This is a genomic window from Paenibacillus tianjinensis, assembly GCF_017086365.1.
In the GTDB taxonomy this organism is placed as follows: Bacteria; Bacillota; Bacilli; order Paenibacillales; family Paenibacillaceae; genus Paenibacillus_AQ; species Paenibacillus_AQ tianjinensis.
In genome coordinates this window covers 5,759,754-5,775,615 of sequence record NZ_CP070969.1, presented here as the reverse complement: position 1 = coordinate 5,775,615, position 15,862 = coordinate 5,759,754, and the positions used below count along the sequence as shown (strand labels likewise).

Here is a 15,862-nt window from a genome sequence, read left to right as displayed (position 1 = left end):
ACCAAAGCCCAGGCGGGAGTGACGGAGGGGAAGTTTGGAACTGGAGGAGCGATAGCGTCCGCATTTAGGTTTGGATTTCTACCGCGAAGACCGGTTCGAAATAAGGAAATCCAAACCTAACAGCGGCCGGAAGTCCAAGCATTCCCCGCAGTTACGGGCAACGCCAGGGATAGGATTGAATGAGCAAGAAGCCCGCAGCGAATTAATGGTCATTATAACGCAATGTCCAACCAGCGGCCCGGCCCAGCATTTTATTATGAAAGGTGAAGTGATCCCATTGATCGATTCCAACGTAAAGCAGGATCTGCGTGAAATAGGCAAGAAACTAACCAACCTTAGGGGGTCTCTTTGACTTAGACCTGAAGCTTGAGATGATTGCGAACTTTGAAGAGAAGATGGCTGCGCCAGGCTTCTGGGATGATCCCGAGAAGGCACAGGGTGTCATCGGTGAAATGAATGCGGTGAAATCCTCCGTGGATCAGTTTGAGAAGCTGCAGCAGGAGTATGATGATGCCGCAATGATGGCGGAGCTGGCCGATGAAGAAGGCGACGCGGAGCTGGCGGCAGAGGTTGCCGGAACTATCCGCGCTGTAGCCGGCAAAGTCGATGACTTTGAGCTGCAACTGCTGCTTAATCAGCCGTATGACAAACTGAATGCCATCCTGGAGCTGCATCCGGGTGCGGGCGGAACGGAGTCCCAGGACTGGGGACAAATGCTGCTGCGCATGTATACCCGCTGGGCTGAAAAGAACGGCTTTAAGGTTGAGGTGCTCGACTACTTGCCGGGCGATGAAGCGGGCATCAAGAGTGTCACACTGCTGATCAAGGGCTTCAACGCCTATGGCTATTTGAAGGCTGAGAAGGGTGTACACCGGCTAGTGCGTATCTCGCCGTTCGATTCTTCCGGAAGACGCCATACCTCTTTCGTGTCCTGTGATGTGGTTCCGGAGATTACTGATGATGTCGAGGTGGAGATCCGTACAGAGGATCTGAAGATCGATACGTACCGGGCCAGCGGCGCGGGCGGTCAGCATATCAATACAACAGATTCAGCGGTGCGTATTACGCATATCCCTACAGGCGTAGTGGTCACCTGTCAGAACGAACGCTCGCAGATCAAAAACCGGGAGCAGGCGATGAAAATGCTGCGTTCCAAGCTGTATGAGAAGAAACTGCAGGAACAGCAGCAGCAGCTGGACGAGATCCGCGGGGAGCAATCTGATATTGCCTGGGGCAGCCAGATCCGCTCTTACGTGTTCCATCCCTATAGCATGGTAAAGGATCACCGTACTTCCGTGGAAACCGGAAACACTGGGGCAGTAATGGATGGCGATCTGAATCCGTTTATTGACGGATATTTGCGCAGCCAGATTAAGACTGAAGTTGAATAAGCAAACTGTATTCCTACGCGTCTTCGGAGGTGTAGGGATTTTTTTTGGAGAGATATAGCACTGAAATTGAAGCGTCTCACCTATACCGTGCAACGGATAGGTGGTGGTGTGAACATCCGAAGCACGAGCCTTGAACGGGAAAAACCCCCGCTATTTTTTGGATAAGCTCTCCATAATTAAGATTAACGGGAATTCCTCCGTGTAATTTTGATTAGATGGGCTTAAACTGGACGATAGGTTGAATGTAAAGGGAATCATTCCCGGTATCTTGAGTTTCTGTGCTTTTCCAGTACTGATATTGAAAATAATGCCCCAATTACATCTTAAGGAGAAGCTAGACATGCAAAAAGTCAATTCACGCAACAAACCTCCGCTGATTCCACTCAACGGGCCGCTGCGCCATACGGTGGATATCGCGTTAATTCTAATCGGCTCGCTGATTACCGGACTGGGATTTAACCTCTTTTTCCTGCCGAACCGGATCGCTTCGGGCGGGGTATCGGGCTTGTCCGTACTCGCAGAAGCCTGGTTTGGCGCGGAGCCGGCTTTTACCCAGTGGGCACTAAACATACCGTTGTTCATTCTCGGTGTCATTTTCCTCGGCAAGCAGTATGGCATGCGCTCCCTGCTGGGCAGCTTTGTGCTGCCGCTATTTATCTACTTGACCAAGGATGGCCCGGTTCCGACCACCAATCCGCTGCTGGCTTCGATTTATGGGGGCATTGCTGTGGGATTAGGGCTGGGGCTGGTGTTCCGCGGGCGCGGATCTACTGGCGGACTGACGATTTTGGCGCAGATTATTCAGAAAATCACCGGGTTCAGCTTCTCGCTGTCTGTAGTGCTGCTGGATGGTACGGTCATCACGCTGGCGGCTTTTGTACTGGGCATGGAGCAGGCCATGTACGCGCTGATTGGATTGTTTGTGACCGGCAGAGTCATTAATGCGCTGGAAGTAGGTTTTAGTGTAACTAAGGTGGCCTATATTATTTCGGATCAGACGGAGGAAATCTCGCAGGCGATTCTGAATGATCTGGACCGCGGGCTGACGAAGCTGAATGCGCAGGGCGGGTATACGGGTGACAACCGTACGGTGCTAATGGTGGTAGTCGGCCAGAATGAGATTACCCGGCTAAAAGCAATTGTCCGCTCTGTGGATCCGGGGGCGTTCGTCATAATTACTGAGGCCCACGAGGTATTGGGTGAAGGGTTTAAAAGAGAAGCGTAGAATCTCCATAGGAGAAGCCTGCGCTTCTCTTTTTACGATCAGGCCTTCCAAGAAAGTTAACGCAACGTGTTGTATTTATATTAATTCGGTCGTATAATAATACATATTTGCAGGACGGTATGCATTGAAGAATTAGTCAGAAAGCGGGGATGACATTGGGAGGCAAGCTGAGAGCGGCGATTGTTGGATCAACGGGTTATGGAGGCGTGGAGCTGATTAGGCTGCTGCAGAACCATCCGGATATAGAGATTACCTCCGTAATCTCCTCGTCAAGTGCGGGAGAGCCTATCGAGCTTGGATTTCCGCATTTGACAGGGATCGTGGAGCGCAAGCTGGACGGTGTAGATCCGGCGGAAATCGCCGGCAGAGCGGATGTTGTGTTCACAGCAACACCTTCAGGTGTTAGTGGTAAGCTGGTGCCGCAGCTGCTGGAGGCGGGTCTGAAGGTAGTCGATCTGTCCGGTGATTTCCGGTTGAAGGACGGCGCGGAATATGAACAATGGTATAAGCACACGGCTCCGCCCGAAGCTTATCTGGAGCAGGCGGTCTACGGCTTATGCGAGGTCTATGGTGAACGTACGGCAGGCGCCGATTTCATCTCCAATCCCGGCTGTTATCCGACAGCAACGCTGCTTGGACTAATCCCTGCTGTTGAAGCAGGCTGGATTAAGCCGGAGAGTATTATTATTGATGCGAAGTCGGGTGTTTCCGGATCAGGCCGAGGAGCGAATCTTGGGGTTCATTTTGCCGAGGTGAATGAGAATTTCAAGGCTTATAAAGTCAACAAACACCAGCATATCCCGGAGATTGAGCAGGTGCTTACTGATATATCTGGAGAAAAGGTGACCGTGACCTTCACTACCCATCTGGTACCGATGACCCGGGGGATCATGAGCACGATGTATGCGGGGATGAACGGGAATTATAGCGAGCAGGATTTTGTGGAATTATATAGTAAATATTATGCAGGCAGGCCGTTTGTGCGGGTCCGCTCTGCTGGAGTGCTTCCGGCGACAAAAGAAGTCAGCGGCTCGAACTATTGCGATATCGGCTTCTCTACAGATGCCCGTACAGGTCGGGTAACCATTGTGTCCGTCATTGATAACATCGTTAAGGGCGCAGCAGGTCAAGCGATTCAGAACCTGAATTTGATGATGGGATGGGAGGAAACCCGCGGCCTTGGTTACACACCAGTGTATCCTTAAGGTTCAGCGGTTAAACATACAATGAGCGAGAACAAATCATATACCGTCGTAGAAGGCGGAAGTATTACTGCACCAAAAGGCTTCACCTCCGGAGGGCTGCACTGCGGCCTCAAAAAAACCGAGCGAAACGACCTTGCGGCCATTCTGTGCGAAGTTCCGGCAACGGCTGCAGCCGTGTATACGACCAATGTTTTTCAGGCAGCGCCGCTTAAAGTAACGCGTGAAAGTCTGGCGAACGGTACGCTGCAGGCGGTCATCGTGAACAGCGGGAACGCTAATGCCTGTACGGGTGATCAAGGCGAAGCCGATGCATACGAGATGCGTGCAGCCGCAGCCAGCGCTTTAGGTGTAAACGAGCAGGATGTTGCTGTCGCTTCGACAGGTGTGATCGGCGAATTGCTGAAGATGGACCGTGTACGCAGCGGGATTGCCGGTTTGCCGGAGAAGCTGGATGGCGGCGCTTCGGGTGCAGAGGAGTTCTGCCAGGCGATTTTGACAACGGATCTGGTGAAAAAAGAATGCTGCGTCAAGGTGCTCGTCGGCGGAGAAGAAGTAACGATTGCCGGAGCGGCCAAGGGTTCAGGAATGATTCATCCGAATATGGCAACGATGCTGGGCTTCATGACGACGGATGCTGTGATTGAGGGAGAAGACCTGCTCCGTCTGCTGCGAACGGCTACCAACACTACCTTTAATATGATTACAGTGGATGGAGATACAAGCACGAATGATATGCTGGTAACGATGGCCAGCGGGCTGGCCGGCAATGAGAAGCTCACGCGGCTGCATCCGGACTGGGATGCTTTTGCCGCTGCGTTTACGCATGTGTGCCAGCATCTGGCGAAGGCGATTGCCCGTGACGGTGAAGGGGCGACGAAACTGATTGAGGTCCAGATTAGCGGTGCAGTACATGATGAAGCTGCAGCCGCAATTGCGAAAACGGTGGTCGGCTCAAGTCTGGTGAAATCAGCGATTTTTGGCGCAGATGCCAACTGGGGGCGGATTATTGCTGCGGTGGGACGCGCCGGGGTTCCGGTATCGCCGGAGAAGGTGGATATTTCGCTTGGCGGGATCGAGGTGCTGCGCCAATCGCGGCCGGTCGCTTTTGATGAAGAGAAGGCTCTTCACTATTTGCAAAAGACGGATACGGTGCTGATTACTGTGATTCTGTCCGACGGCGACGGTAAGGCAACAGCCTGGGGCTGCGACCTCACTTATGATTATGTGCGCATTAATGCTGCATACCGCACCTGACGGGCGGCCGGCATAAGTCCATAAGGAGGGTACCGAGATAATGACGGATCAAAAGATAGAGAAGCTGTTCGTGATGAAATGCGGCGGGAGTACGCTGGCTGCTCTGCCGGATTCATTTTTCGAGGATCTAAGAGAGCTGCAGGGCAGCGGGGTTCAGCCTGTGATCGTGCACGGTGGCGGGCCGGCGATCTCCGGCAATCTGGCGAAGCTTGGGATTGAGAGCAGTTTCGTGAACGGTCTGCGGGTGACGACGGAAGAAGTGCTGGATGTCGTAGAGATGACGCTCGCGGGAAGCATCAATAAGGCGATCGTCCGAAGAATCCAGGGAAGCGGCGGGCAGGCTCTCGGCCTGTCCGGTGTTGACGGTAATCTGATTACAGCGCGGCCCGTAGCTAACAGCGATGAAGTAGGACAGGTCGGCGAGGTCACTGAGGTCAAAGCGGAGATCGTAAAGGGCATTCTCGCACTCGGCTATATCCCGGTTATTGCGCCTATTGGTGTAGATGCCGGGGGGCAGCGTTACAATATTAATGCGGATACGGCGGCAGGTGCGGTGGCTTCCTTTGTAGAATCGCCTTCCATGATTGTTGTTACGGATGTTCCGGGGATTATGCGGACGATTGACGATGAGAAGGTCGTGCTTCCGTCGGTGACAGTGACAGAGATCGAAGAATTGATTGCCAGCGGCGAGATTTACGGGGGAATGATTCCTAAAGTGCGGGCCGCTATGGATTGCATCCAGGGCAGCGTGTCCGAGGTTGTTATTGTAGACGGCAAGGAGCCCCAGGTGCTGAGCCGTGTGCTGAGCGGAGAGAAGCTGGGCACGAGAATTATCCGTTCGTAGTTTGTTACAATAGAGTGGAGACAAGTCGGATGGGCGGTATTACCAAAAAAAGAGCGCTGCCGGTTTACCGGAAGCAGCATGGTGGGAGAGTGACTAAGAATGAGTGAGCTTACACAGGCGGAAAAAGATTCTTTAACAGGGGCTGCAGATACCCGTTCAGGGGAAACGAAGGTTCAGGAGGCTGCTCCTGCCAAGCTGAGTGCGGTATTCCCGTCCTACGCCAGATATGATCTTAGTCTGGTCAAGGGTAAAGGCAGCTGGGTCTGGGATGATCAGGGCAATAAGTACCTCGACTTCATGTGCGGGCTCGCAGTAACCAGTCTGGGTCATGCTCCCGAGAAGGTCGGCGCGAAGCTGAAGGCACAGATTGATACGCTGTGGCATGTATCGAATCTGTTCCACATTCCGGGGCAGGACCGGGTGGCCGCGCTGCTTACAGGCAATAGCTGTGCGGATCAGGTGTTCTTTTGCAACAGCGGCGCGGAAGCGAATGAAGCTGCGATTAAGCTGGCACGCCGCTATCACCAGAAGGTGAAGGGAACGGGCCGCTATGAAATCATTACATTTGAGCAGTCGTTCCATGGACGTACCCTGGCGACGCTCACGGCGACCGGCCAGCAAAAGGTGAAGGAAGGCTTCCTTCCGCTTCCTGAGGGCTTCAAGACCGTACCTCTGCATGATCTGCCGGCACTGAAAGCTGCTATTACGGATAATACTGCAGCAATCATGCTGGAGATGATCCTGGCTGAAGGCGGCGTGCTGGAAGTCCAGCAGGAGTTCCTGGATGCTGTAGTAGAGCTGTGCAAAGAGCACGGTCTGCTGCTGATCGTGGATGAAGTGCAGACCGGCATGGGCCGCACAGGCAAGCTGTTTGCTCATCAGCACTACGGCATTGAGCCGGATATTTTCACCTTGGCCAAAGGGGTAGCCAGCGGATTTCCGGCAGGCGTAATGCTCGGCAAAGGATATTTGCGCGAAGCCTTCAGCCCGGGCAGCCATGCCAGCACCTTCGGCGGCACGCCGCTGGCTGCAGCGGTGATGGAAGCGACGATCGAAATCATGCTCGAAGACGGGCTGCCGCAGCGTGCCCAGGAGATGGGAGAGTACCTGCGCGGACTGCTGAGAGAGCAGCTGGCGGATACGCCGTTTGTGAAGGAAATCCGCGGCAAAGGCCTCTTGATCGGGATCGAATGCGCAGAGCCGGTAGGGGATATTGTACTGGCCGGACAGAAGCAGGGACTGTTATTCGTGCAGGCCGGACCGAACGTGATCCGGCTGCTGCCTAATCTATATGTGAGTGAGGATGAGATCCACCAGGCGGTGGACATTCTAGTCCAGCTCATTCATACTTATGCTAACAAAGTTAACGGGGAGGCACATTCATGAGCCAGGGAGTACAAAGCGATAAGGCGACTATCGCACAGCAGCTCAAAGGCCGTGATTTGCTGGAGCTGAACGACTATAGTCCGGAGGAAATCACGTATCTGATTGATCTGGCTATAGAGCTGAAGCAGAAGCAAAAGAACGGTGAGGTCTACCAGCCGCTGAAGGGCAAGACGATTGGACTTATTTTTGAAAAATCCTCGACCCGCACACGCGTATCCTTCGAGGTCGGAATGTTTCAGCTTGGCGGTCATGCGTTGTTTCTCAGCAAAAATGACATCCAGCTTGGACGCGGAGAAACGGTTGGCGATACAGCACAGGTGATGTCCCGTTACCTTGACGGCATCATGATTCGTACCTTCGGTCATGATAAGGTGGAGGAGCTGGCCCGCTTCGCTTCAGTTCCCGTAATTAACGGACTAAGCGATCTGGCGCATCCGTGCCAGGTGCTGGCTGACTACCAGACGGTCTATGAGCATAAAGGCAAGCTCAAAGGCCTCAAGCTCGCCTACATCGGCGACGGCAACAACATGGCGCATTCCCTGCTGATCGGCGGGGCCAAGCTGGGCGTACATGTCTCGATTGCCGGACCGGAAGGCTATGAGCCTGACGCCGCTGTAGTTGCGGAGGCGCGTGAGATTGGCAAGGAGACTGGCGCGAACATCGTTATCACCCGCAGCCCGCAGGAAGCGGTGCAGGATGCTGACGTCATCTACACGGATGTATGGGCGAGCATGGGCTTCGAAGCTGAGCAGCTGGCGCGTGAAGCAGCGTTCAAGGACTATCAGGTCAATGAAGAACTGGTAAAAGGCGCGAAAAGCGACTACCTGTTCCTGCACTGCCTGCCGGCCCACCGTGAGGAAGAGGTCAGCACCGGCGTGATCGACGGCCCGAACTCGGTTATCTTCGACCAGGCTGAGAACCGCCTGCATGCGCAAAAAGCGCTGATGGCTGCGCTGATGGGCTAAGGTAAGGCAGTTCTGCTACTTTTGTTTTAGCTATCAAATTTATTATTAATTGGAATTTCTCCGCCTAATTTCCGCTCATGCACCTACATCGAAATTCTAAGTGGATAATCTCCACTTAATTTTTCGGAAAGTACCATCAAAGGGGTATGTAAACGGAAATAAGTGGAGAAATTCCACTTATAACGTAGATATGACGGTCAAACCAGGATTTAGGTGGAGTAATTCCAACTAATATGTCTGGTCTTATACTATATAAAAACTATATAGGATGAACTTGGCCTTTGGAGCTGATATCCGGTGCTAAGCAGCGGAGTGAAGTTTGGAACTGTAGGAGCGGTAGCGTCCGCCTTTGTCATTGAATTCATACTATAGCTGCATAGACTGAATTTGAATATTAAGGGAAAAGTGGCGGAAGGGAATTTTGGAACTGTAAGAGCGGTAGCGTCCGCCTTTGTCTTCGGATTTCTACCGCTATAAGCGGTTCAAATTAGGAAATCTGAAGACAACAGCGGCTGGAAGTCCAAACATTCACTGGAGTCACAGCTAATCCCAAAATAGAAAAATCTCTGATTCGATCTATACAGTAATTGATTCAATGATAACAGCGGCCGAAAGTCCAAACCTTCACGCAGTCTGCGTCCGGGCACCGGAGCTATACTCTTGTGCCTAAGTTGATCCTATACCCCCACACTGAAAGGAAGTTGCACCCCCATGGCAAAAGAAAAAATCGTACTCGCCTATTCCGGCGGACTGGATACCTCAGTCATCCTGAAATGGCTCAAAGAAACCTATGATGCGGAGATTATTGCCTTCACCGCCGATATCGGCCAGAAGGAAGAGCTTGACGGCCTGGAGGAAAAAGCGCTGGCAACCGGCGCATCGAAGGTCTACATCGACGATCTCCGCGACGAATTCGCAAATGACTTCATCTATCCGATGTTCCAGTCGGGTGCGCTGTATGAAGGCCAATATCTGCTCGGAACAAGCATTGCCCGTCCGCTGATCGCTAAGCGTATGGTGGACATTGCCATCGCCGAAGGCGCTACAGCGATTGCCCATGGCGCAACGGGCAAAGGGAATGACCAGGTCCGCTTTGAGCTGAATGCGGCGGCATTGTCGCCAAGCATCAAGGTGATTGCGCCTTGGCGGCTGGAAGAGTTCCGCAACCAGTTCCCGGGCCGTGCGGAAATGATTGCCTACGCTGAAGCCAATGGCATTCCGGTGCAGGCATCGGCGGCGAAGCCATATTCAATGGACCGCAATCTGCTGCACATCAGCTATGAGAGCGGCGTGCTGGAGGATCCGTGGTTTGATCCAAGCGCACCGGAGAACAAAGAAATGTTCCTGCTCAGCAATGCTCCGGAGGATGCTCCGGATGAAGCGGAGTACCTGGAGCTGGACTTCCTGAAAGGCAACTGTGTGGCGCTAAACGGTGAAGCGTTGACTCCGCTGCAGGTGATGGAGAAGCTGAATGAGCTGGGCGGCAAGCATGGCATTGGACGTGTGGACATGGTTGAGAACCGTTTTGTCGGCATGAAGAGCCGCGGCGTGTACGAGACCCCAGGCGGAACCATCCTGTTCACCGCTCACCGCAAAATGGAATCCATCACGATGGACCGTGAAGTGATGAACCTGCGTGACAGCCTGATCACCCGTTACAGTACGCTGGTATATAACGGCTTCTGGTTCGCTCCTGAGCGTCTTGCGCTGCAGGCCCTGGTGAATGAGAGCCAGAAGAACGTAACCGGTACGGTTCGCGTGAAGCTGTACAAAGGCAACATTATCGGTGCCGGCGTGAAATCTCCGGTCAGCCTGTACAATCCGGACATCGCGACGATGGAGGCGGATCCGACCCAGGCGTATGACCAGGGGGATGCGACAGGCTTTATCCGCCTGAATGCACTGCGTCTGAAGGTTTCTGCCGGTGTGGCGGAATCGAATAAGTAGATTATTTTAGCCGCTCGGCGGTTTTATAGCAGCATATCATATAAGCGGACACTAGAAGGCCGTTCCTCCGTCAGGACAGGAGCGGCCCTTCTATCGTCCAGCAGAGGAGGACATAACAGGTGAGCAAGCTTTGGGGCGGACGGTTTACCAAAGGAACAAACAAGCTGGTGGAGGAATATACGGCATCCATCGGATTTGATAAGGCGCTGGCCGAAGAGGATGTGCAGGGCAGTCTGGCCCATGTGACGATGCTGGGCAAATGCGGTATTCTGCCGCAGGAGGATGTTGAAACCATCAAGGCCGGGCTGAACAAGGTGCTGGATAAGGTTCGGGCCGGCGAGATTGAATTCTCTGTAGCGGACGAAGATATTCATATGAATATCGAAAAGAATCTGATCGGGGAGGTTGGTCCGGTAGGCGGCAAGCTGCACACGGGACGCAGCCGCAACGATCAGGTAGCGACAGACATGCATTTGTATCTTCGTAACCGGGTGGTGGAGTTCGTGGGACTCTTGCATGAACTGCAGGAAGCCCTGATTGAACAGGCTAAAGACAATGTGGAGACGATTGTGCCCGGCTACACGCATTTGCAGCGCGCACAGCCCATCCTGTTCGCCCATCATCTGCTGGCTTACGTGTCCATGTTCCGCCGCGATGCGGAGCGCCTGACGGACAGCTACAAGCGGATCAATGTACTTCCGCTGGGCGCAGGGGCCCTGGCCGGAACGACGTTCCCGATTGACCGGCATTTTGTGGCGGAGCAGCTTGGCTTCGACAGTGTGTACGAGAACAGCCTGGACGCTGTCAGCGACCGCGACTTCATTGTTGAATTCCTGGCGAACGCAGCGCTTATTATGACCCATCTGTCCCGGCTGAGCGAAGAGCTCGTGCTGTGGAGCAGCACGGAATTCAGCTTCGTAGAGCTTGACGATGCGTTCTGCACCGGCAGCAGCATCATGCCACAGAAGAAGAACCCGGATGTACCCGAGCTGGTACGCGGCAAAACAGGCCGTGTCTACGGCAACCTGATCGGTCTCTTGACCGTGCTCAAATCGCTGCCGCTGGCTTACAATAAGGATATGCAGGAAGACAAAGAGGGCATGTTTGATACAGTAGCCACACTGACAGGGGCGCTGCAGCTGTTCGCACCGATGATCTCCACCATGAAGGTGAACAAAACCCGGATGCGTGAAGCGGTCAATACCGACTTCTCCAATGCGACCGATATCGCTGACTTCCTGGTAGGCAAGGGACTGCCTTTCCGCCAGGCTCATGAGGTGATCGGCAAAACCGTGCTGTATTGCATCAATGAAGGCAAATTCCTGCTCGACCTGACGCTGGACGAATTCAAACAGTTCTCACCGCTGTTCGATGACCAGATTTATGCTGTTCTCCAGCCTGAGGCTGTAGTGAACGCCCGTAACGTCTATGGCGGCACAGCCACTGTGCAGGTTAAAGCGGCGATTGAACGGGCTGAAGCTTCTTTGAAGGAAGCAGGTAAATGGGTAGCACAGCATACCAGCAGTGCCGAATAAACAGTCAGGCTGATCTGCATTAAGCATGACCTAAACCAAAGACTGTCCTCACCGTATCGGGTTACGGGAAGGACAGTCTTTTTTTACAGCACCGGCCTGATTATTTACCTAGCGGCAGCCATTTCAGCACATCCTGGATTTTGGTATCCCAGTAGCCCCACTCATGTGCACCCGGACCTTCTTCATAGGTTAGAGACAGTGAAGTCTTGGCGCAGGCTTTGCGGAAGCTCTGATTATTTTCATACAGGAAATCCTCCGTGCCGCAGCATTGGTAGAGAAGCGGTTTAGGTCCTTTGGAGCGGTCTACTTCCTTGAGCAGCCACAGCAGATCATTGGGAGTACCGTCGATATCCTCTTGCCCGAAAATAAGCTCATACTCCCGGCTCTTCTGAGAAGGGTTTTCCCAGTTGATGAAATCATGCGCCATATCCAGCGCCCCGGAAAGGCTTGCCGCAGCGGCAAAAGTCTCCGGCTTGCGCAGTCCCAGCTTAAACGCCCCATACCCGCCCATAGAGAGACCGGCTACGAAGTTATCCTCACGTTTTGGCGACAGCGGGAAGAACGAGCGTGCGAGCGCCGGCAGCTCCTCACTGATAAAGGTCCAGTAATTGCCCCCGCCCGCCATATCCGTATAAAAGCTGCGGTGCACCTGCGGCATGACCACGGCGATACCCAGCTCTGCCACATACCGTTCAATCGAGGTCCGGCGCAGCCAGATAGAGTCGTCATCCGATAAACCATGCAGAAGGTAGAGTGTCGGGTGAAGATCTCCCCTTTTGACATTGCTTAGACCAATTTGCGTAGTCGTCTGCTGCGGCAGAATAACCGTCATTGAGGTGCTTAATCCGAGCACTTCGGAATAAAATTTGCATTCTATTAAAGCCATGGATACATCCTCCTTTTAGCACAAATGATAGCACAGCGCAAAACCGATATACATAGTAGAAATCTCTAGAATAATTATGCCTAATAGGATTGCTGGGGCAACTAATGAAAGAATATAATGGGAATAGGTAGAAAGATTCAGATCGGTGCAAGGAATAGGACTTATGACAGGCAGAACAGGATGAGGAGCGAACCGGATGGTATTGAAAGATAAAATGAATACAACAGGGGGCACAGAGAAGGGGTTTACCCTGATTGAGGTGTTGGCAGCCATTGTTATTCTCTCGATTGTTTCCCTGGTGCTAACCTCTTATTTTACCCGGGCGCTGTCCTACTCGAAATCGAACCAGAATAAGACAATTATGGTCAATCTGGCGCGGAACGCGCTTTTTTATATGGAGAAGCAGGACTTTGAGACAATGAGCGTGTATTTTCAAGGCAAACCCGCAAATGGGACGCAGCCTGCAGTTGCAGGTCACTCCAGTATTAAGGCATCCGGCTGTGTCCCTCTTACGGAGACCTCGGTAAGCTGCGCAGTCTATGATGGCATAATAACGGACGTGAATACACTTGCCAATGTGCTTAATCCGGTAATCAATAATGTCAGCTATCAGGTGGATATTACTTATCAGGCTGATCTGCATCAGGAAATGAAGAATGGCAGGATCGGCGGAAATACGGAAGGGGCGGTGGATATCCGCAAACAAGAGATGGCACCGTATTTAATTCCTGTAGAGGTAACGGTAACAGGACCTGGCGGCCCTAATGGCCATACTGCTAGTACAGTGGTGGAGGGTTATATTACAGATGAAAAAATTCGCTGAGCGGTTGAAGTCGGAGCAGGGATTTACCCTAATCGAGATGATCGCAGCCTTAACGCTCTTTTCTATGATAGTCGGCATTATTTCAATGGTAACCATGTTTGGCTTCCGCAGTTATCACAAAATAACGATCGAGAATGCTTTGCGGGATGAAGCCGATATTATTATGTCTACCATTATTAATGAACTATATACCTATGCTCCTGAAAGTGTAATAAACACCACCAACATAAACGGGATTACGCTAAAAAAAGGGTCAGCTGCCGATGAGATGATCGCCTTTTCGGGAGGCAGCCTTGTTATTGGGGCGATTACGGCCGTACCTGATCCGAATGATCGCCGGACTTCCATTCACTCTAGTCTAACGGGTTCGGTCATTTCTTCAACCTCTGCTGATGGGAGGACTTGCCAGACCACCTTTCCCTGCGATACCGGACTCATTAAAATCAAGCTAAAACTGACCCAGATGTATGACGGCAGAGCTTACACTATGGAACTTGAAAGTAAATTCGGATTTTAGGAGGTGGCTGGCAGATGTCTGAACCGTCACAGCGTCATATCATTTATAAAAGGCCGGGAGTAGCAGCGCGGCGCTTCAGGGAAGAGCAGGGATCCGCTCTTGTACTGGTGATGTTTATTGTTTTGCTGCTTACCATCCTTGGGCTTAGTGTGCTGAGCGCAGCAGTCGGGGGGGCACAGCGGACGGAGACCCGGAAGAACGACGTTCAGAGCCTGCACCTGGCGGAGAAGACCCTCGATGAAGCGATAGCCTATATTACTGCAAGCCTTAATAAAGAAGTTGGTAAGAGTGTGGACTTAAGCCAAGGTGAGCTGGATGGCAAGATTGCGAACTTTCTGCAGAGTTTACAGGCAGGCGGATCGAATGGACTTCTGGTAAGCACCGACCTGCTTCAGACAGAGGGTGTAACTGCAGTAGGTAAAATTGTTAAGGTCAATTCTGTAAAAAGCGGACCCGCCCAGGCAGGGCAATCGGTCAGTTACAGACTGACTCTGACTGCTGAGGCGGATGTAAACGGTGTAACCCGGACGCTGTCGCAGACGGTGGTAATCGATACTTTTCCGGACTTCTTGAAGTATACCCTTGGTTCGGAGAATAATTTAACCATTAACGGTTCGCCTTATATTCAGGGCAATATATATGCCGGCAATACACTGACCATTAGTGACACTGCTCTATATAAATATAAAACTAGAGACCACTCCTTTGTATCCAAACCCTTTGAGCTCTCGGGCGAGGCCCATGTTCAATCACTGAATAAGCTTGTCTATCAGGAACAGGACAAACAACCGGTTACAGCGGATAAACTTAGTTCCTCCACCTCGATGACCGGAAAAATCCCCCAGCAGAACGTGAAAATCAAGAGTCACCGCAGTTTCGTTGAGGTGAATGTGGAGTACTCCTTTATCGATAAAATTGCTGAGGCGGTAGGGGCTGGAGCGGATAGAAAGAAGATTTCGGAGAACCTGGCATCCGGCAATCTGATCAATTATCTGGGTACTAATTATCAATCTATCTTTGATCATCCGGTGCTTCCTTCCAAGCCTGACCCTGCGGACACTTCGGAGCAAGGGAAGAAGAATCTAACGGATTATAATACTGCAGTGCAGCAGTTGACTCAGCCGAGTAAATCCGTAATCTATAAAGGCAATTTGACGTTGGATGGTACCGAGCTAAGTGGAATTAATTATAGGCAAAGCGCTAAAAACTCAACCTCACCCCGCAACTGGTATATCATTGACGGAGACTTAATTATCAATAATTACGGGAATGCTACGCCGATTCAAGTGCGGGCAAATATTCTTGTTACTGGAAAAGTGGAAATCCGCGGGAAGGTGGAGTTCGACTCAACGATCTTTGCTCTCCGGGCTTCCTCGCCAGACTCAGCAGAGGATTACACGACCATTGTCGAAGATGCCTCGATTAAAGGATTGAATAACAAAGAGCTGGTGCTCATATCCCAAGGCAGAATTCTGATTAACCGTCTGGCAGCCTTCACCAATAATGAACCTGCCCCGCTGGATGCGTTCTTTTATACGGATTCCGACGCGAAGCTGTACGGTGTAGGTTCAATCTTTTCGCTAAGCGGTGGATTCTTCGCCAAAGGAGATCTGACGATCAATGCTGTACGCGGCAGTGCGGCAGAAGGTACTGGAGATATCTCTTTTACCGCTAATAACAGCCTGACCCGCTTCAAAGCTACCTACAATAATCAGATCTTTAACGACCAGCAGGCAGGTCTGCCCCGTGTTAATACAGTCAATATCCGTGTTGAAGGCGTGAAGCTGAATTAGAAAAGATCATCAAACCCAAAGAACCCCCGGGGTACCAGTGAAGTTACGCTGGTATTGTCCGGGGGTTCTTTTTGATTACCCTCCTGAGGGG

14 protein-coding genes are annotated in these 15,862 nt (G+C 52.1%); 13 read left to right on the top strand and 1 reads right to left on the bottom strand.

The genetic code is table 11. The features are described from left to right. Nucleotides 1-70: 70 nt before the first annotated feature. The 10 genes from JRJ22_RS26860 to argH all read left to right on the top strand — a co-directional run bounded on the left by JRJ22_RS26860 (nt 71) and on the right by argH (nt 11,752). Nucleotides 71-352 (top strand): hypothetical protein, encoded by a 282-nt coding sequence (locus tag JRJ22_RS26860; RefSeq protein WP_206105365.1) that lies wholly within the window; start codon nt 71-73, stop codon nt 350-352. Beyond that, a protein-coding gene (gene prfB, locus JRJ22_RS26855) for a peptide chain release factor 2 (RefSeq protein ID WP_408637912.1) occupies nt 257-1,391 on the top strand; the annotation gives its coding sequence in 2 pieces (ribosomal slippage) (nt 257-349 and nt 351-1,391; 1,134 coding nt in all). The genes JRJ22_RS26860 and prfB overlap by 96 nt, the downstream gene beginning before the upstream one ends. 340 nt (nt 1,392-1,731) lie before the next feature. Next, nucleotides 1,732-2,616 carry a YitT family protein gene (locus tag JRJ22_RS26850; protein WP_206102253.1) on the top strand — a complete coding sequence of 295 codons (885 nt, stop codon included), beginning with the start codon at nt 1,732-1,734 and terminating at the stop codon, nt 2,614-2,616. Between the two features lie 155 nt (nt 2,617-2,771). Further along, the gene (gene argC, locus JRJ22_RS26845) at nt 2,772-3,821 is read left to right on the top strand and encodes an N-acetyl-gamma-glutamyl-phosphate reductase (protein WP_232380964.1); all 1,050 of its coding nucleotides are present in this window, start codon (nt 2,772-2,774) and stop codon (nt 3,819-3,821) included. A 21-nt stretch (nt 3,822-3,842) separates the two neighbouring features. Continuing rightward, nucleotides 3,843-5,075 carry a bifunctional ornithine acetyltransferase/N-acetylglutamate synthase gene (gene argJ, locus JRJ22_RS26840; RefSeq protein WP_206102251.1) on the top strand — a complete coding sequence of 411 codons (1,233 nt, stop codon included), beginning with the start codon at nt 3,843-3,845 and terminating at the stop codon, nt 5,073-5,075. A 40-nt stretch (nt 5,076-5,115) separates the two neighbouring features. Further along, nucleotides 5,116-5,919, top strand: coding sequence for an acetylglutamate kinase (argB, locus tag JRJ22_RS26835; RefSeq protein ID WP_206102250.1), 804 nt, complete (start codon nt 5,116-5,118; stop codon nt 5,917-5,919). A gap of 99 nt (nt 5,920-6,018) precedes the next feature. Next, nucleotides 6,019-7,305, top strand: a complete 1,287-nt coding sequence (locus tag JRJ22_RS26830; RefSeq protein ID WP_232380963.1) for an aspartate aminotransferase family protein — start codon at nt 6,019-6,021, stop codon at nt 7,303-7,305. Further along, nucleotides 7,302-8,270, top strand: coding sequence for an ornithine carbamoyltransferase (argF, locus tag JRJ22_RS26825; protein ID WP_206102249.1), 969 nt, complete (start codon nt 7,302-7,304; stop codon nt 8,268-8,270). The genes JRJ22_RS26830 and argF overlap by 4 nt, the downstream gene beginning before the upstream one ends. A 711-nt stretch (nt 8,271-8,981) precedes the next feature. Continuing rightward, nucleotides 8,982-10,217 (top strand): argininosuccinate synthase, encoded by a 1,236-nt coding sequence (locus tag JRJ22_RS26820; RefSeq protein WP_054942246.1) that lies wholly within the window; start codon nt 8,982-8,984, stop codon nt 10,215-10,217. Between the two features lie 119 nt (nt 10,218-10,336). Then, a complete protein-coding gene (gene argH, locus JRJ22_RS26815; RefSeq protein ID WP_206102248.1) occupies nt 10,337-11,752 on the top strand; it encodes an argininosuccinate lyase in 1,416 nt (471 codons plus the stop codon). A 100-nt stretch (nt 11,753-11,852) separates the two neighbouring features. Here argH and JRJ22_RS26810 read toward each other — a convergent pair whose 3' ends face one another. Then, a complete protein-coding gene (locus JRJ22_RS26810) occupies nt 11,853-12,638 on the bottom strand; it encodes an alpha/beta hydrolase (protein WP_054942242.1) in 786 nt (261 codons plus the stop codon). A 214-nt stretch (nt 12,639-12,852) separates the two neighbouring features. On the opposite strand from JRJ22_RS26810, the gene JRJ22_RS26805 reads away from it, so the two are divergent. The 3 genes from JRJ22_RS26805 to JRJ22_RS26795 are packed head-to-tail and all read left to right on the top strand — an operon-like array spanning nt 12,853 to nt 15,771. Next, on the top strand, nt 12,853-13,461 hold the full coding sequence (locus JRJ22_RS26805) for a prepilin-type N-terminal cleavage/methylation domain-containing protein (RefSeq protein ID WP_206102247.1): 609 nt from the start codon (nt 12,853-12,855) through the stop codon (nt 13,459-13,461). Further along, on the top strand, nt 13,445-13,978 hold the full coding sequence (locus JRJ22_RS26800; protein ID WP_206102246.1) for a type II secretion system protein: 534 nt from the start codon (nt 13,445-13,447) through the stop codon (nt 13,976-13,978). The genes JRJ22_RS26805 and JRJ22_RS26800 overlap by 17 nt, the downstream gene beginning before the upstream one ends. A gap of 14 nt (nt 13,979-13,992) precedes the next feature. Then, entirely contained in the window at nt 13,993-15,771 is a 1,779-nt protein-coding gene (locus JRJ22_RS26795) for a hypothetical protein (protein ID WP_206102245.1), read from the top strand. Nucleotides 15,772-15,862: the final 91 nt, after the last annotated feature.